Source organism: Schlesneria sphaerica, assembly GCF_044336245.1.
Lineage (GTDB): Bacteria > Planctomycetota > Planctomycetia > Planctomycetales > Planctomycetaceae > Schlesneria > Schlesneria sphaerica.
The window spans coordinates 4585602-4601507 of record NZ_CP172346.1 but is presented as its reverse complement, the minus strand read 5'-3'; the positions used below and the strand labels follow the sequence as shown (position 1 = coordinate 4601507).

11 protein-coding genes are annotated in these 15906 nt (G+C 57.7%); 4 read left to right on the top strand and 7 right to left on the bottom strand.

Features of this window, described 5'->3' with window-relative positions; translation table 11 throughout:
* Positions 1-28 precede the first annotated feature (28 nt).
* Positions 29-481, bottom strand: a complete 453-nt coding sequence (locus ACGY09_RS16735) for a YaiI/YqxD family protein (RefSeq protein ID WP_373649091.1) — start codon at positions 479-481, stop codon at positions 29-31.
* A gap of 149 nt (positions 482-630) precedes the next feature.
* Positions 631-1410 (bottom strand): SDR family NAD(P)-dependent oxidoreductase, encoded by a 780-nt coding sequence (locus ACGY09_RS16730; RefSeq protein ID WP_397568624.1) that lies wholly within the window; start codon positions 1408-1410, stop codon positions 631-633.
* A gap of 267 nt (positions 1411-1677) precedes the next feature.
* Here ACGY09_RS16730 and ACGY09_RS16725 point away from each other — a divergent pair, with 267 nt between their 5' ends.
* From ACGY09_RS16725 to ACGY09_RS16715, 3 genes are all read left to right on the top strand, one after another.
* Positions 1678-2634, top strand: a complete 957-nt coding sequence (locus ACGY09_RS16725) for a triphosphoribosyl-dephospho-CoA synthase (protein WP_397568623.1) — start codon at positions 1678-1680, stop codon at positions 2632-2634.
* Positions 2631-3134: a 6-pyruvoyl tetrahydropterin synthase family protein gene (locus tag ACGY09_RS16720; protein ID WP_373649094.1), complete on the top strand. Its 504-nt coding sequence runs from the start codon at positions 2631-2633 to the stop codon at positions 3132-3134. The genes ACGY09_RS16725 and ACGY09_RS16720 overlap by 4 nt, the downstream gene beginning before the upstream one ends.
* Positions 3135-3276: 142 nt before the next feature.
* Positions 3277-5676, top strand: coding sequence for a sulfatase-like hydrolase/transferase (locus ACGY09_RS16715; protein WP_397568622.1), 2400 nt, complete (start codon positions 3277-3279; stop codon positions 5674-5676).
* A gap of 203 nt (positions 5677-5879) precedes the next feature.
* On the opposite strand, the gene ACGY09_RS16710 is transcribed toward ACGY09_RS16715, so the two are convergent.
* The 5 genes from ACGY09_RS16710 to ACGY09_RS16690 all read right to left on the bottom strand — a co-directional run bounded on the left by ACGY09_RS16710 (position 5880) and on the right by ACGY09_RS16690 (position 13299).
* Complete coding sequence (locus tag ACGY09_RS16710) at positions 5880-8888, bottom strand: PVC-type heme-binding CxxCH protein (RefSeq protein WP_397568621.1); 3009 nt, start codon at positions 8886-8888, stop codon at positions 5880-5882.
* Between the two features lie 6 nt (positions 8889-8894).
* On the bottom strand, positions 8895-10286 hold the full coding sequence (locus ACGY09_RS16705; protein WP_397568620.1) for a neutral/alkaline non-lysosomal ceramidase N-terminal domain-containing protein: 1392 nt from the start codon (positions 10284-10286) through the stop codon (positions 8895-8897).
* Positions 10287-10599: 313 nt separating this feature from the next.
* Positions 10600-11592 carry a formylglycine-generating enzyme family protein gene (locus ACGY09_RS16700; protein ID WP_397568619.1) on the bottom strand — a complete coding sequence of 331 codons (993 nt, stop codon included), beginning with the start codon at positions 11590-11592 and terminating at the stop codon, positions 10600-10602.
* A gap of 70 nt (positions 11593-11662) precedes the next feature.
* Positions 11663-12115, bottom strand: coding sequence for a hypothetical protein (locus ACGY09_RS16695; protein ID WP_397568618.1), 453 nt, complete (start codon positions 12113-12115; stop codon positions 11663-11665).
* 161 nt (positions 12116-12276) lie between these two features.
* On the bottom strand, positions 12277-13299 hold the full coding sequence (locus tag ACGY09_RS16690) for a DUF1559 domain-containing protein (protein ID WP_397568617.1): 1023 nt from the start codon (positions 13297-13299) through the stop codon (positions 12277-12279).
* 440 nt (positions 13300-13739) lie between these two features.
* Here ACGY09_RS16690 and ACGY09_RS16685 point away from each other — a divergent pair, with 440 nt between their 5' ends.
* The gene (locus ACGY09_RS16685) at positions 13740-15893 is read left to right on the top strand and encodes an alpha/beta hydrolase family protein (RefSeq protein WP_397568616.1); all 2154 of its coding nucleotides are present in this window, start codon (positions 13740-13742) and stop codon (positions 15891-15893) included.
* Positions 15894-15906: the final 13 nt, after the last annotated feature.

Here is a 15906-nt window from a genome sequence, read left to right as displayed (position 1 = left end):
GGATTCAGGATCACGTCCTGTCCGCCGGTTACACAGGTCGTCGTTTAGCGAGAATGCGGTCGAGCTGATTGGCAAATGCCTGCCGATCATTTCCCCCGAACGGGGCAGGACCGCCTCCCACAACTCCTTCACCTCGCAGGCCATCCAGCAGGTTTCGCATCGCCAGTCGCTCGCCAATATTCTCTTCCGTATAGAGATGGCCACGCGGGTCCAGAGCGGTTCCCCCTTTCTCGACGACGTACGCCGCGAGCGGGATGTCCGCCGTGATCACCAGATCACCCGGATTCAGTAGTTCAACAATCTGCTGATCCGCAACATTCAGTCCGGCGGGAACCGTCAATTGACTGATGAACTCCGAACGTGGAAGCCTCATTGGTTGATTCGCCACCACCGTCAGCGGAATCCGGATCCGATTCGCCGCACGGAACACAATTTCTTTGATGACTGCAGGGCAGGCATCGCCATCCACCCAGATTCGCATGACAGACCTTTCCAATTCGACCTGACCTATCCTGATGATCTCGCTGGCGGGTCAGGTTCCATTTCCAACCGGGGAGCGTAGATCATCCCCTCTGCGTCTTGCAGGGTGCCCGTTCGGAATTTTGGCCCCGAAACCCCGGCTGCACCCGTTCAGCGCAAGAATCGTCCCCCATTGAGGTCGATCACGCCACCTGTCATGAAGCTCGACGCATCCGACGCCAGGAACAGAACCGCCTGGGCAATTTCACTCGACTGAGAGTTCCGTCCCAGCGGTGTCTGCCGACGATAATCTTCCATCTTCTCTGGCGTCGTGAAGATTTCATGATGACGCGTTTCGACAACACCCGGCATGATGCAATTCGCTCGGACATCCGGAGCCAGCTCTCTCGACAACGTTCGCGTAAAGACCTGTAACGCACCTTTTGCCGCGGCGTATGGACCTGCACCCCCTGATCCCCCCGTCTGCACAGACAGGGAAAGGTTGTTAATAATACTTGCGTGTCCCGCACTTTTTCTCAGGTGCGGTATCGCACGGCGTGTGATCAGGAACGCGGAGTGGACATTGACCTGAAAAGCCTGCATCCAGAGATCGGTCGGACATTGCTCGATGGAAGATCGTGAGAGGGGATTACCGGCATTGTTGAACAGAATGTCCAGCCGACCGGTTTGCGATACGAAGTGATCCACCACGCGATTGGCGTCGACTTCCGACGTCAGGCCTCCCTGCAGCAACACGCCGCGACCACCGGCCTTTTCAATCTCGGCCAGTGTTTCATGAGCCCCTTTCGCATCGGTGTTGTAATGAATCCCGACCATCGCCCCCGCTTGTGCCAGTGTGATGGCGGCAGCCTGGCCGATGCCGCCCCCTGCTCCCGTCACCAAGGCAGCTCGGCCAGTCAGGTCAAATTGCGTCTGTTCAAATGAGGACAAGGTTTGGGCAACTTTCAATTTTGCGAAATGATTGGACCTGCGACACCGTTGCGAGCATGATACGACGTCTGCCTCGGCCCGTCCAAACTTGGCGGATGATGACCTGCACTCCCCGAGCGCACCGGACCAGGAAGCTCCATCCCGTCGCGGGGAGTTGGGGTGAGGTTCCTGCGGTGACCGCTACCAGAGACGGCCCACAGGGCTGAGGGAACCGGGGGGGAATGAGGATGGTTTCAGAACATGGACTGATTGGAGCGGGATCACTTCGTGACGCTAGCGGAACAGATTGAGATCGCCTGCCTGATGGAAGCCACCGCCCGCAAGCCTGGCAACGTCCATCCCGCGGCGGCATTCAGCGACCTGACCTACAACGATTTTGTTTGTGCGGCAAAAGCGGTAGCAGCACCGCTCGCCGCCCTGGCCCCCTCTTCTGCAGACACTACTGACGTCGGTCCGGGCGGGAGCGTTCGTACCTCATCCCCCGTTCCTCCTCGTTTGGGAGCAGCAATTTTCAACGCCGTCAGAGCCACGCGCGATGCGACGGGCACGAACGTGAACCTGGGAATCATCCTGCTGCTGGCTCCGCTCGTCGCCGTTCCCCACGACGTCCCACTGGAAGAGGGAATCGGCGCCGTCCTGGACGATACGACTACGGAAGATGCCGGGGAGGTCTACGCGGCGATCCGACTGGCTCTGCCGGGGGGAATGGGCGAAGCCTCGTCCCAGGACATTCGCGAGCAACCCACGGTCACGTTGCGGGAGGCAATGCACCTGGCCGTCGATCGAGACCGCATCGCAGAGCAGTACTGCACCAACTACCGGCTGGTGTTTGCAGCACGCCGAAAGCTGGCTGATCTGTTCTTAACCACGACCGACTGGGAACAGGCCGTCGTCCTGCTGCATGTCTGGATGATGGCCGAATGGCCCGACACGCTGATTGCCCGCAAATGTGGCTGGGACATCGCCCGGGAATCCGCCACGCGAGCCGCTGCCGTTCTGACCACTGCGGTCGGTTCGTCGCTTCCCGACCGGTCGCGGCTGGCAGAACTGGATTGCTGGCTGCGTGCCGATGGGCATCGCCGAAATCCGGGAACGACGGCCGATCTGGTGGCTGCGGCCTTGTTTGCCGCCGTGCGAGATGGTCTGATCCCATCTCCGCCCCGGTCCGCGATCACTGACCGGGCAAACCTGATTCTGACTGCTACTGCCGAGACGACGATATGACAACCGAGCGATATCACGTGCGTGTGACGAAAGACCACCTCGTCTTCAGTGCCGCGCACTTCATCACGTTCAACGGAAACATCTGCGAACGTCTGCATGGACACAACTGGCGAGTCGCCGTCGAAGTTGCCGGGCCACTGGACGAGAACCACTATGTGTTCGACTTTATCGCGCTGAGAGACGCCACACAGAAGCTGGTCAATGAGCTTGACCATCATGTTCTTTTACCGACGCAGCACGAGGCGATCCACGTCACGACCACCGATCGCGAGGTAACCGCGACCTTTGCGGAGCGCCGCTGGGTCTTCCCGCTGGAAGATTGTGTCCTGTTACCCGTCGCCAACACGACGGCCGAACTGATTGGGCACTGGCTGGCACTTCGGTTGAAGGAAGTCTTCCTGAATCACCCGGGAGGCAAGAATCTCGAAACTCTGAGAGTTGAGGTCGAAGAGAACTTCGGACAATGGGCCGTCTGCCAGATGGACCTCACCTCGCACTAGCCTCTCCCGCATTGACCCCGCCCGGTTAGACGGACGGCAACTGCCGCAAGCGCCCCGCAAACCCCCGAAAACCCCCGAAAAGTCGAACCGGGATCGTTCAGACAGACCTGACTCCGCCCCCAAGGACCTCCCTGGATCGACAATGAAGGCAATCGTCGTGCAACCACAACGTCGAATACCGCTCTGGATCACGCTCATCGGGGTCGCTCTTGCTGTGGCAATCGGTTGGTCTGTTTTCTTCTTAGAACCTCGCCAGCCGTGGAACGTGATCGTCATCACGCTCGACACAACCCGTGCCGATCATCTTGGCTGCTATGGTGCGGAAGACGTCCATACGCCGATGATCGATGAACTGGCCAGCCGAGGCGTCCTTTTCGAGCGAGCGTATGCCCCGGCCCCACTCACGCTGACCTCGCATTCCACCATGTTCACCGGGCTTCATCCTCCTGAACATGGCCTGATCACCAACGGAAAGGGCCGATTGCCGGACGAGATCGAGACCTTCGCGGAGGTGCTCTCTCGTGCGGGCTACGCCACCGGGGCCTTCGTTGCGTCATTCGTGCTCGACTCGCGTTTCGGCCTCAATCAGGGGTTTGAAACCTATGACGATGACCTGAGTGGTACCGTACGGCCGCATGACGTTCTGCACCGTGAGCGAAGTGGCTCTGTTGTCGTCGATTCGGCACTCAAGTGGCTGGCGAGCCACAAGCAGGAAAAATTTCACTGCTGGATCCACTTGTATGACCCACACTTCCCCTATCAGCCCCATGAAGTCCTGTTCGGCGACAAGTTCCAGGAACGACTCTACGATGGCGAAATTGGGTTCGTCGATCGACAGATTGCCAGGATCACGAAATTCCTGCGAGAGGAAAAACTGACTGACAACACCTGCATTGTGATCGTCGGTGACCACGGTGAAGGATTGAACGAACATCAGGAACCCACGCACGGCTATCTGCTGTATCGCTCCACGCTGCATGTCCCGCTGATCATCGTCCCTCCCCCCTCATCCCCGTTCCCCACCGCCCCCCCGCCTCCCGTTCGCGTCACACAGCCGGTCCCGCTGGTGGATCTGATGCCGACGATGCTCGATCTGTTACGACTTCCCATCCCTAAACCGCTCAGCGGCCAGAGTCTGGCGGGCCTGTGGCGCGGGGAACCGGTCAGTCCCCGAGACTGCTTTTCGATGACCGACGAGCCCTTCCTGGATAATGGCTGGGCTCCCCTGCGCAGTCTGACGACAAGCGAATGGAAGTACATCCGATCTCCCAAAGCAGAACTCTACAGGATCTCGGATGACCCGGACGAACTGACAAACCTGGCCGAGTCGCAGCCGGACATCGTGAATGATCTTGAACAGCGGCTGATGGCGATCGAAGACAGACTGCGAATACGCGAAGTGAACCCCGCCGAGCTTTCTGCGAAGGAACGGAAGACCCTGGCGAGCCTGGGCTATACCGGCGGCCTTTCCGGACGCACCTCCCACGGCCCCCCGTCAGAGATCGACGTGAAAGACATGTTGCCACTCTACAACCAGCTCTCCGAGGCGATTGAGTTGTTAGAACATGGTGACCTGAAAGCGGCCGAAACGTCACTTCGGCAGATCGTTGAGACGAACCCTCGTTACCTGAAAGCAATGGGAAACCTGGGTATCTGTCTGGCGCAGCAGCAGAAGTGGGATGAAGCGATCGAATGCTATCAGAATGTGCTGAAGATCGACCCTGATGACTTCAGTGCCCTGATGAATCTGGCGGCGGCCGACGCTGTTCACGGCCGAATTGATGAGGCCATCTCGAACTACCATCGGGCTCAGACAGCCGACCCCAAATCCCCGGCGCCCCCCTTTCACCTGGCCCAGCTCGCAGTCGAGAACGGAGGCTGGCCGCAGGCACTCGAACTGTTTGCCAAAGCGGTCAAACTTGACCCCGAATTTGACGAAGCCCATCGTGCGTGGGGCGATCTGCTGGTGGAACTGGGAGACCATGATGGAGCGGCCAAACATTACGATGCGGCCCTGGCGATCAATCCCGAATCGCTGACGGCCATCGTGAATCGAGGGATTCTGGATGCTCGCCGGGGTGAGACCGAAGCGGCCGAGCAGCAATTCCGCCGAGCTCTCGAATTGGCCCCCGACAACCTGCTCTGCCGACGAAACCTGGGACTGATTCATCAGCAGCGGGGACGAATGGCCGACGCCATCAACGAGTTCGAGCAGTCACTGAAGCTGGCACCTGACCATATTCCTACGCTGCTGTCGCTCGGCTGGATCCGAGCTTCGCACCCCGACTCGCAATGGAGAAATGCGGCCGAGGGACTCAAACTGGCAGAACAGGCATGCGCGGGTTCCCAGCGTCAATCCGCCGATTCCCTGGACCTGCTGGCTGCCGCTTACGCAGAATCGGAACGATTCGATGAAGCGGTCTCGGCAGCGACAGAAGCGTTAGAGAAAATTCCGCCTCAGCAACCAAGTCTGGGGGACGAGCTGAAAAGACGCCGGGAACTCTACCGCCAGAAGAAACCCTACCGCCAACCCGCTCCATGAAGGAATCGGGATGACGCCAATACCTGCCCCGCAGCAAAGAGTCGGGAACGAACGAGGGAGGGAGAGAAAATCAGATCCCCGCCAGAGGACGGTCGCGTTGGACGATGTCGTTGTTTACTGGACAGAAGCGATCTGACTCTCACCATTCGGTGAGAGTCAGATCCCAGGCAAGCCCGCTCGTACTTCAATCGCGCGGAAATCAACTACTTCGAGGCGTTGAGGTAGGCCAACAAGTCCGCCATCGCCGCGACATCGAGTTGCTTCTCCAGACCTTCCGGCATAAACGAAAGTCCCGTACTGACGATCTCTTCGATATCCACCCGCAGAATTGTCTCGGTGGTGTTATCCGACTTTCTGAGTGTCAGGCTGTTTGCCGTCTCGGCGGCGATCATACCGGTGACCGTACGACCACTTTCCAAAGCCACGACATACGTAAAGAACTGCGGCTTAACTTCGCGGTTCGGATCGAGAATATTCAGCATCACCGCCGCCATGCCCCGGTCTTTGATCGCATTCAGATCCGCCCCGATCGACTCGCCAACTCCCTCCAGCTTGTGGCAGGCCGCACAAGTCTTGCGGAACAGAGCGCGGCCTCGTTCGACGTCGCCCGCTTTTTCCAGTGATGACTGATAGGCGGCTACGACATCCGCACGGCGGTCGATCGTCGCCCCGGCGAACAGCTTTTCAGCTCGCTCACGAATTTTTGCATCCTGATGCTTCTTGAGCAGAGCGATCCTGGCGGGATCGAGTTCCGCGGTCGCAATCCGATTGTCACTGACGGCGTCCAGAAATTGTCCAATCCATTGAGGTCGCGAGAAGAGCGTTTCAACCGACGTGGCACGCAGCGGTGGTGTCTGAGATTTCCAGACATCGATCATCATGGCTGCGACGTTATCACTGTCATACCGTGAAAGCGTCTCCAGTGCAGCCGCCTGAATCGGCTGCGGCTCGCGAGGTGTAATCAAATTGGCAAGCGTGGCCTGAACGCGATCAAAGGGCATCACCCCCAGTGTTCGGATTGCGTTGACCCGTGCATCCGTGGCCTGAGATTCGTTCTGAGCGGTCGCCTCAGCCTCGTCCGCCATGGTGGCCAGGATGGAGTGAACTTTTCCACCCGCAGTTCCATCAAGTAGCTCTCCCAGCGAGGAGTGCTTGTTGACCACATTTCGCACAAGCTCAACCGCGAGAGAATGATCTGCCGGAGATTCGGATAACGAATTCAATTCTTTCAGGAACTGCGTCAGTTCCGTCTTGGAGTTGGCGGCCCCCATCTGCTCGGCGAGGATTACCAGCAGCTTTCGAATCTGTGGTTCCTGCCGGGTCTGCGGGTTCTTCAGCAACTGCGTGAAGAACTCGCCCCGACGATCCCCTACGGAACTGAGGATTGCGAGTTGCATCCACGCGTCTGCACCATCCTTAAGTGCCAGTTGACTCAGGGCTGTCGTCGCGGCCTGAGCGGGAAATGCCCCAAGTGTGAAGGCCGCCTGGTAACGAACGCTCAGTTCATTGTCCTGGGCAACCGCGACCACCGCTTCGGCGACATCGGGTCGATCAACGAACGATTCAGCCAGCCTGAGAGCGTGCTGCCGTGCACGAGGGTCGTCTGACCGCAGTTCAGAAATAACAAGCGACGGTTCTAGAGCCGACAATCCCTGAAGCGAGTACAGCGCCATAATCCGTGCGAGGGGTGATGACGACGACTTTGCCATGGCGTTCAGCGGTGCGATTGCAGCCGAGTCCTGACGTTCATAGATCAGTCGCGATGCCGTCAGCCTGTGCCACCCGTTCGTGTGTTCCAGCAATTTGACCAGTTCGACCGTCGGCAGATCGCCGAGACGAGCTACCGGCTTCGGCTGAAAACCATCCGGAGCGATCCGATAGATACGTCCCTGATTGGCTCCTGCACTCGTATCCATATGCTTCAGGATCTGGGGTGCGAGAAACGCCGCCCCTTCAATCAGCTGACGGTACATATCGATCACATACAGCGTCCCGTCGGGCGCGTTGGCAAACTGAACTGGTCGAAACCAGTTATCCGACGACGCGAGAAATTCAGCCTCGGCATCCGCGCGGTGTGCGGTCAGACCGACTCCGGCGGGTTCCAGTCGAGCTCGATAGACGAGGTTATTCGCGACTTCCCCTACGAAGACATTGTCCAGAAATTCATTCGGCCAGGCATCTCCCTGATAGGACGTGATGCCCGTTGCGCCGGTAAAGAATCCCGATGCGCTGCCACCCTCGTCAGAACCCGGGATGGCTCCCTGACTCCGCAAGCGGGTCCGCAGAATTCGCCATGGTTCGACGGGACTGATTCGCATCAGTTTCGTGAACTTCCCCTCGGGTGCGATATTGATCGCTGCAGCCGGAGCCTGCAGATAAGGATTACGCGACAGATATCGTCCGTCGTACATAATCATGTGCACCGGTTCGCTGTTGCCACAGACAAATCCCCGCAGTTGCCAGCGATCGAGACTCATCCCGTGCTGACCACCGCCGCTGGTTGCGGTAAGCGTCATCTGCCGTGGTTCCAGCAGCAGGTGCTGGCCGCGCACATTGATCGGCTTATCGATTTTCTGATCCGCCTGAGAAGGATCCGCTACGGCAACGATCTCGCCACCATCCAGTCCTGTCGGAATATGAAACCGATTATCGAAACGCCACTGAAAGGAGTTGAACATCCCTTCACCCGCTTTATCCTGCCCGAAGCCAGTGAACAGCCTCTGCTGAATATCTGCTATTCCGTCTCCATCGGTGTCCTTGCAGAACAGGATATCGGGTGCAACCCCCACCAGAATCCCCCCATTCCAGCACGCCACGGCCGTCGGATAGTCCAGGTCATCGACGTAAACGGTCGCCTGATCGAATCGACCGTCCCCGTCGGTATCGACCAGTCGCCGGATGGAGCCTTTTCCGTGGGGAGCAGGACTGGCGTACTGGTTGTACTCGGGCAACTCAACGACGAACGCCCGACCGTATTCGTCAAACGTCATTCCCATGGGCGATCGGATCAGCGGCTCCGCGGCAACAAGTTCAGCGTGGAAGCCCCCCTTCAACCGGATCGCCTTCAGAGATTCGTCGGGAGATTTACCGGGAATACTGGGAAGTTCTCCGCTGAAGTCCGATTCTTCCCCGCACAGAGGGTTAAAGCCCGCCAGTAGCGTCATTCCGGCCGTCAGCAAACAACGGACAAACCACTTCGGAGCGCATTGCATAGTTCGTTAATCCCGTACTTGTTCGACCAGTTTCTTAACCGAAGCGGCAATTCGATCTTCCACATCGCCTGCCCAGCGAAGGGCGGGACGACCGTACTCGTACAGACTGGATCCCCCTTCGTAACCCCCTTCTTCCCAGACCCGGCGCGAAGGGATGTACGAGATCATGTCGTCGGTATAACCACAGACCCACGTTCCGGGCCCGTACTCGTGCTTGAATCTCAGAGCATAGTCAACAACCGTCTCAGCCCCTTGACCGATCACCAGCATCTCTTTCCCTAATTGCCAGGCATGGACCGGGTACGGGTAGGAATTTGAGAAGGTTTCCCCTGCGTCAAGCTTGGCGAGCATTCGACGGGCCCACCGCGCTCGAATCTCGTGATTCTCGGCCGCGAACTTGTTGAGGTCTTCCCGGGTGACCGTCTTCAGATAGGGGAGCTCGACCAGTTCAAAGGCTGTCCGCAACCCTCCCGATACCGTCGTCAGCGGTTGCACGAGTGCCTCTTCCACGCCGACGGCCAGCATGTGACCATACTTTTCACAAAGCTGGACCGTACGTCGGGGCAAGGGGTTCTGATCCCCCCCGCACGTGTTGACGAACATGGCTGTCGTACCGGGATGATTCTTTTCAATCTCGACTTGTGCAAAGCCGGGATAGTCCCCGCACCAGGTCATGAAGCTGAGAGTCGTCGGATGGCAGGCATAGCCGAACAGCACGGCCTCCAGCATTCCATCGGGTCGCGTGACCGTGAGAATCGGGACCGAATGATCGACGGGCCCCAGCAGAGGGATCCCCTTTTCCAGCATATTGGCCACGTCGGCTTCACGATTGTTTCGGCGGTTCACGGCAAACGTCGCGTGCCCTTCCCCCATCTTCAGGGTTGCCGGAGCAAGGTTTGCCAGTGCTTCACCCACCAGATCCACCGTCGCGGTGACCATCTCGGCCGTGTACTCGTCAACAAGTTTGACCTGCTCAGGGTCGACGATGTAGTAATCAACAAGATCATCGCCCAGACGAGGCCCGCAATGATTGTGAGAGAAGGTGAACATGATCTGCTTACGATCAAGGTCATATTTCTCTTTGACCCGCTGGAACACGATATCACTCATGATTTTCGGCACCCCCTGAAAATCACTGGTAATCAGCACGGCACGATTCCCCTTCGTGTCTTCCAGTGCCACGGCCTTCATCCACAGATCGTGCAGCTTACCGTCAGGTGCACGTTTGGACCCGTACCCCGCCAGCCAGACCGCAGTCTTGGGAGTAATGACGGTCCGTGCGACCCCCGCCTTCCACTCGGTCGCGGCGGCGTCTCCCTTCGCACCTTCTGCTGCCGTGACGTCTGACCCAGCCATCGCGCTGATCGCCAGCAGGAAAATACCGAGAACGCAATTCATCAGCGCCCCCTGACAAACCTGAAACGTCGCTGTCCGAGATTGAGAGAATCCCCAAGATCTTCGATTACTCAGCATGTTTGTGTCCTGATCACAGTGAATCACTTTGTCGGGATGCATTCGGGCCGCAAGTCGCGTCCCATGGTCGACCACACCTGCCGGGTGGTGCTAATTGGCGAGGTGGAATTCGCTGGCAGTCATAAGAAACAGGGAGTGAGCAGTCAGGGACCAGTCGATCGTGAAACCCGTCATCGATTCCGGTCCAGCATAGTGCACTCATAGATCGCAACAATCAAGCAGCAGCAATTGACGAGAGCTACTCGGTTCCCGTGGGAACCTCGGCGACACTCCGCGCGACTCGCAACCCGACATAGTTTTTCGGGAAGCCGACGGGTTCGCCATTGCGAGCGGCGCAACGGGCCAGCAGCGGGCCGTTGAACCAGGACCCTCCGCGGATCACCCGGTGCGTCGCCGGAACGGACTCATCCGTCTCTTGCGACGTGCGGTAGGCCTCTTCGCTATAGGCATTGGAACAGAATTCCGCCACGTTTCCGTGAATATCGAACAAACCCAGGGGATTGGGTTTGCGCTCTCCCTTCTCGTGGGCACGTTGTCCCGAGTTGAGATAGCCCGTGACAGCGTATTCATCCAGGGCCGCATCGGTATCCCCAAAGCACCAGGCGGTTTCGGTACCGGCGCGGCAGGCATACTCCCACTCTTCTTCGGTCGGCAACCGATAGCCCGGCCCTCCGTTAATCGTCACCTTCGCTGAAGCAATCGCCAGCTTCGGTTCTTCGATGTTCTCGCGAGGATATTCCCGCAGTTCGATCTCCTCGAGCGTGTAGTAAGGGGGTAAACCCTCGACTCGACTGAGACCATTCAGATACTCGAGCGCTTCGTACCAGGAAAGAGATTCCACCGGGAACTGGCTGGTGTCGATGCCCTCGACTTCTTTCTTTCCGGTCCCTTCGGCACTAAACCAGCTGGGATTCTTTCCCATGACGGACCGGTACTGATCCTGAGTGACCTCGTACTTCCCCAGATAAAACGGAGCCTTAATCTCGACAATGTGGATGGGGTGCTCTTGTGGTTGCGACCGGTTATCACCTTCGGACGACCCCATCAGGAATTTTCCCGGCTGAATCAAAATCAGTTCCAGGTTACTGGAACTGGTTTCTGATGAGACGGCTGGTACGACCACTTCCAGTTCGGGCCGTGGTGTCACCGCGGCAGCGACGGAAGTCGCCTGGGAAGATGCCGGGGTCGACGCATCGCCGGAACCGCATCCTCCCGTTACAGAACAGGCCAAGAGCCACCCCATGCCCGCAGCGATGCGTATCCCGCAATCCCGCACAAAGCACCCCCTCTTCTCGGTGAAACTATTTATTGTTCAGCCGTATGTCGTAAATATTTTCACCAGAGAGAACTTCAAATTCCAATCCGCTCGTCTTGGAAGCGGTATACTTCTTCGGAACGAGACTCTTTCCCGGAACAATTTCTTCGGTACGGATCCCGGTCACGGATCCTCCGACCTCTTTCTCATCGGGGTCATCGTGATAGTCGATCGCGATCTTCTGCAGGCCGACCACGACGCGCGCTTTGTAATTCCCTTCTTCATCGATGTTTGCCGACGCAATCGGCCCTTCGACGTGGTCGAAGATCACACGTCCACCCGGAATCGGTTCGTCACCGATGCTGACCGTCCCCGCGATCGTCGCATATTCCCGTTTCGAACCGCCGCCACAACCGGATGTGATGAGTAGCGTCAGAACCATTCCTGCACAACAAATCTCACGCAAGCAGCGAGCGTTATACTGCCAAACGTCCAACATAGGTCAGAACCTCTCTTTCAATGACGGCGTGGTACATTGGCGGCGCAACGCAAAACGACGAGAAGTGCCGGCCTACAGGGCAAGCACTCCTCGCGACGTTGCGCCACAACGCGATCCACTGAAGACAAACCGAGTCACTGCAACACGCATCAGCAGGCGTTTTAGAACTCGCCCAGTGCGTTCCCGTCGGCCCGGTCGGCCAGATTCTTGTAGGTCGTCAGGTCGATCGAATCGCTGATAAAGCGGACTGACCCATCACACAAGAGCGTGTGCACACCACCGACGTGACCGCTTTTCAGAGCGGCTTTCGTGATCGTGTTGTGAACAGGGACCTCGGTCCATGCGTACTGTCGGTAAGCACGACTATTCGGTGGATAGGCAATCACGCGCAGTCCATATGCGTAGTCTCCACCCCTGCCGGTGCAGTTGTAGAAAGTATAGCCCATCGCCCAGGCATGGGTTGCGTCGTGATGACTCCCCAACGAACCATAATTCTGACCGGGGGCTTTGTGCGAGTACTCGCCGAATGCCATCGTGTTGGAACTACCGTCCGTGCAATCACGCAGAGAATATTTGATATTGAAGTTGAACATACCCCCGATCGACTTCTGCTCTTCATCCCGACCATTGCTGGGAGGGCAGCGGTGTGGATAGCGGTCCGAACCCATAATGGCCTCGTATTCCGCGATCCCCTGCTTGTTCAGTTCGGGCGTACCAGCCGAGTACATTGCACCGGGCGCATGAGTCGACGAAGGGCACAGAAACGCGGGAATCTTGGTCTGGATCGCGGCGGCGTGCACTGGGTCAGTGATCCCGCAGCAGAGCCATGTCGAGTGACTGAAGTTGAAGCGGTTGTAGATGTTCGCCAGATCCATATAGGGAAGGATCTCGACATGCACGGAATGGCCGGTGAGAGGATCATCCGCCTGAGTCGTGGTTTCGCCCATGGGGAAGCAGTCATGGGTATCGTGATAGTTATGAAGCGCCAGACCAATCTGCTTCATATTGTTCTTGCACTGCGTCCGGCGTGCGGCTTCACGAGCCTGCTGCACCGCGGGAAGCAGGAGCGCAATCAGAACGGCAATGATCGCGATCACGACCAGCAGTTCAATCAGCGTAAACCCTTGTAACGGGCGGCAGCCTTGTGGGCGCCTGAAGCAAGACCTGGAATCTTTCAGCAGCATGACAAATACCCCCGATTAAAACTGTGTAAAAAGAACACATCGTCGAAGCCTGTCAAAAACAGAGAAGGAGATTCTAGAATTGCATTCGGCGTGCCGGAAAACGATACTCCTCGCGATCAATCAAACTCAATAAACCTGCCGAGAGATTCCCGCATTCTCAAAGGGCTCTCACCGAAGAAAAGAGGCCTGAATACAGGAGATGCGACACCAGAAACCTTCTCGTTGCCTCTCTCATGGTTGTCGTTTTTTGTATACAAAGCAAGCAGATTAGCTGAAAAAAGAGGCGATCACATCAAATTTCTTTGATTCTTCTGAAGGCAATCACTTGTGGGTGACTGCAGCGACTTAAATGCATTTAAAACCAACAACCCCAGCCAATCAGTGCCCCATTTACAGGCAATGATTATTATAACTCCATAAACACTTCAGGAGTCGTCAGCATGCCCTGGTCCTCCTTATACCCAAAGCATTTCATTTGTCTCAGGGGGACGAGGACACTGACCGCTCTCGTCCTTCTTTCGTGCCTGATGACGCCCCCTTCCTGGGGACAGACATGGCCTGCACTACCCGAACGTAACGCTGCCGTGAACCTTCCCGCGCAGGAATGGCCTCTTCGCCCGGGACCACGCGAGGTGAAGGTGCTGGTCCATTATCCGCAGGGCGAACTTGCCCGCGTCGATGCCAGCACCGGACTGATGCTCACCCTTCACAACTGGGGAGGTGTCGACTGCGTCGGGACTGCCGCCCCTCAAGAACTCGCCGACCGGCTGAATGTCATCGCGCTGTGCGTGAACTCTCTGCAAAGCGGACCTCAGGACTCCATCCACGGGCCCGAGCCTTATGATTTCGGCTATCTGCAGGGACTCGACGCCTTACGTTCGCTCTGGTGGATCCGCGATCAACTGAAAGCCGCGAATCGCTCTTACGACGACAGCCGTATTTATTCCACGGGCGGATCAGGTGGGGGCAATGTGACGCTGATGGCCAACAAGCTGGCTCCACGCACATTCACCTGTCTCATCGATCTGTGCGGGATGAAGAAATTATCGAATGACATTGCGTTCAACATCAGCGGCGGGAGTGACCTCAACGCCCGCTGGTCCCCTGCGCCGGAACACCCCTACTATCTCCACCCGTGGGAACAGGAATTGCGCTTTGTAGGTTGCCCCGAGCACCTGTGGACAATGCGGAAAATGGATAGCACCTCGAAGATCATCGTCGTGCATGGTGTTGATGACACGACCTGCCCTTTCGAAGACGCCGTCGCAATGGTCAACGAGATGACACGAGCCCAACTGGATGTAGAGCCTCATTTCATCTCAAAAGCTGACCTGGACGGAAAGATCTTCACCTCGTCGGGGCACGCACTGGGAAATCGGACAGAAATTGTCTTTCGCGTCGCCGACAAGTATCTCAACCCGCAAAGCCATCAGTTGCTTCGCCGAACCACGCCACCTGACTTCGATCGGAAAGACGCGGTACGGTATCGAACGTCTGATGGTGAGGTCGTCATTTCCTATGCGCAGGGATTCCCCGTGGGGCGATTCGAACCCAAGGCGGCCCCTGTGCAATACCCCAATCACCAGCAGTTGACGACTTACATCGCACCCGACGGTGCTTCTCATCCGATCCAGACTCCCCAGGACTGGGACGCGCGGCGACGGCAGATTCAAGCTCAGTTCGAGCTGGCTGCGGGCCCTCTGCCCGGGCCGGATTTCCGAGTTCCCCTCGACGTCCAGATCCAGGAGACAACCCAACTCGGAACTGTCACACGTATCAAGCTGACCTACCAGTCCGATCCCTTTGATCGAGTCCCGGCATACCTGTTCCTGCCCGGGAACGGAGCAACAGAAAAATCCCCCGCCATGCTCTGCCTGCATCAGACGTTCCGGGGAGGGAAGGACGAACCAGGGGGCGTGGACGGGAGCCCTTCGCTCAATTATGCACTGGAGCTTGCCCGACGCGGCTACGTGACGCTGGCTCCCGACTACCCGTCGTTCGGAGAGCACCGCTACGAATTTGGTAAGCAATCGCCTTACGACAGCGGAACCATGAAAGCCATCTGGGATAACATTCGCGCCGTCGATCTGCTGGAGTCCCGTCCGGAAGTCGATCGCCAGCGCATCGGCACCATCGGACACTCCCTCGGCGGACACAACTCCCTGTTCACAGCCTTGTTCGAACCCCGACTGCAGGTGGTCGTGACCAGTTGCGGGTTCTGTCGGTTTCACAAGGACGATGTCCCCAGTTGGACCGGCCCCAATTACATGCCCCTGATCGCTTCGAAATTCGGAAACGACCCGAACCAGGTCCCGTTTGATTTCCCGGAATTGATCGCCGCGATCGCGCCTCGTGCCTGTTTCGTCAGCGCCGCCGAAAACGATGATGATTTTGATGCTAATGGCGTCCGCGAAACAATCGAGTTCGCCCGGCCCATTTTTGAACTGCATCAGGTCGCCGACCAACTCGTTGCGATTTATCCCCCGACGGAACATTCTTTCCCGGACAGCGCCCGGCGTTCCGCCTATGAATTTATCGATCAAGTTCTGCATCACACTCCCGCTGACCGCGACATTCCTCCCACGTCGAAATAACTCAGAAAGGCCT

Excerpts from the sequence above, each read along its gene's own strand:
- ACGY09_RS16705 (WP_397568620.1), bottom strand. The coding sequence starts at position 10,286 with ATGAATTGCGTTCTCGGTATTTTCCTGCTGGCGATCAGCGCGATGGCT.
- ACGY09_RS16690 (WP_397568617.1), bottom strand. The coding sequence starts at position 13,299 with ATGCTGCTGAAAGATTCCAGGTCTTGCTTCAGGCGCCCACAAGGCTGC.
- ACGY09_RS16720 (WP_373649094.1), top strand. The coding sequence starts at position 2,631 with ATGACAACCGAGCGATATCACGTGCGTGTGACGAAAGACCACCTCGTC.
- ACGY09_RS16710 (WP_397568621.1), bottom strand. The coding sequence starts at position 8,888 with ATGCAATGCGCTCCGAAGTGGTTTGTCCGTTGTTTGCTGACGGCCGGA.
- ACGY09_RS16735 (WP_373649091.1), bottom strand. The coding sequence starts at position 481 with ATGCGAATCTGGGTGGATGGCGATGCCTGCCCTGCAGTCATCAAAGAA.
- ACGY09_RS16685 (WP_397568616.1), top strand. The coding sequence starts at position 13,740 with ATGCCCTGGTCCTCCTTATACCCAAAGCATTTCATTTGTCTCAGGGGG.
- ACGY09_RS16715 (WP_397568622.1), top strand. The coding sequence starts at position 3,277 with ATGAAGGCAATCGTCGTGCAACCACAACGTCGAATACCGCTCTGGATC.
- ACGY09_RS16695 (WP_397568618.1), bottom strand. The coding sequence starts at position 12,115 with ATGTTGGACGTTTGGCAGTATAACGCTCGCTGCTTGCGTGAGATTTGT.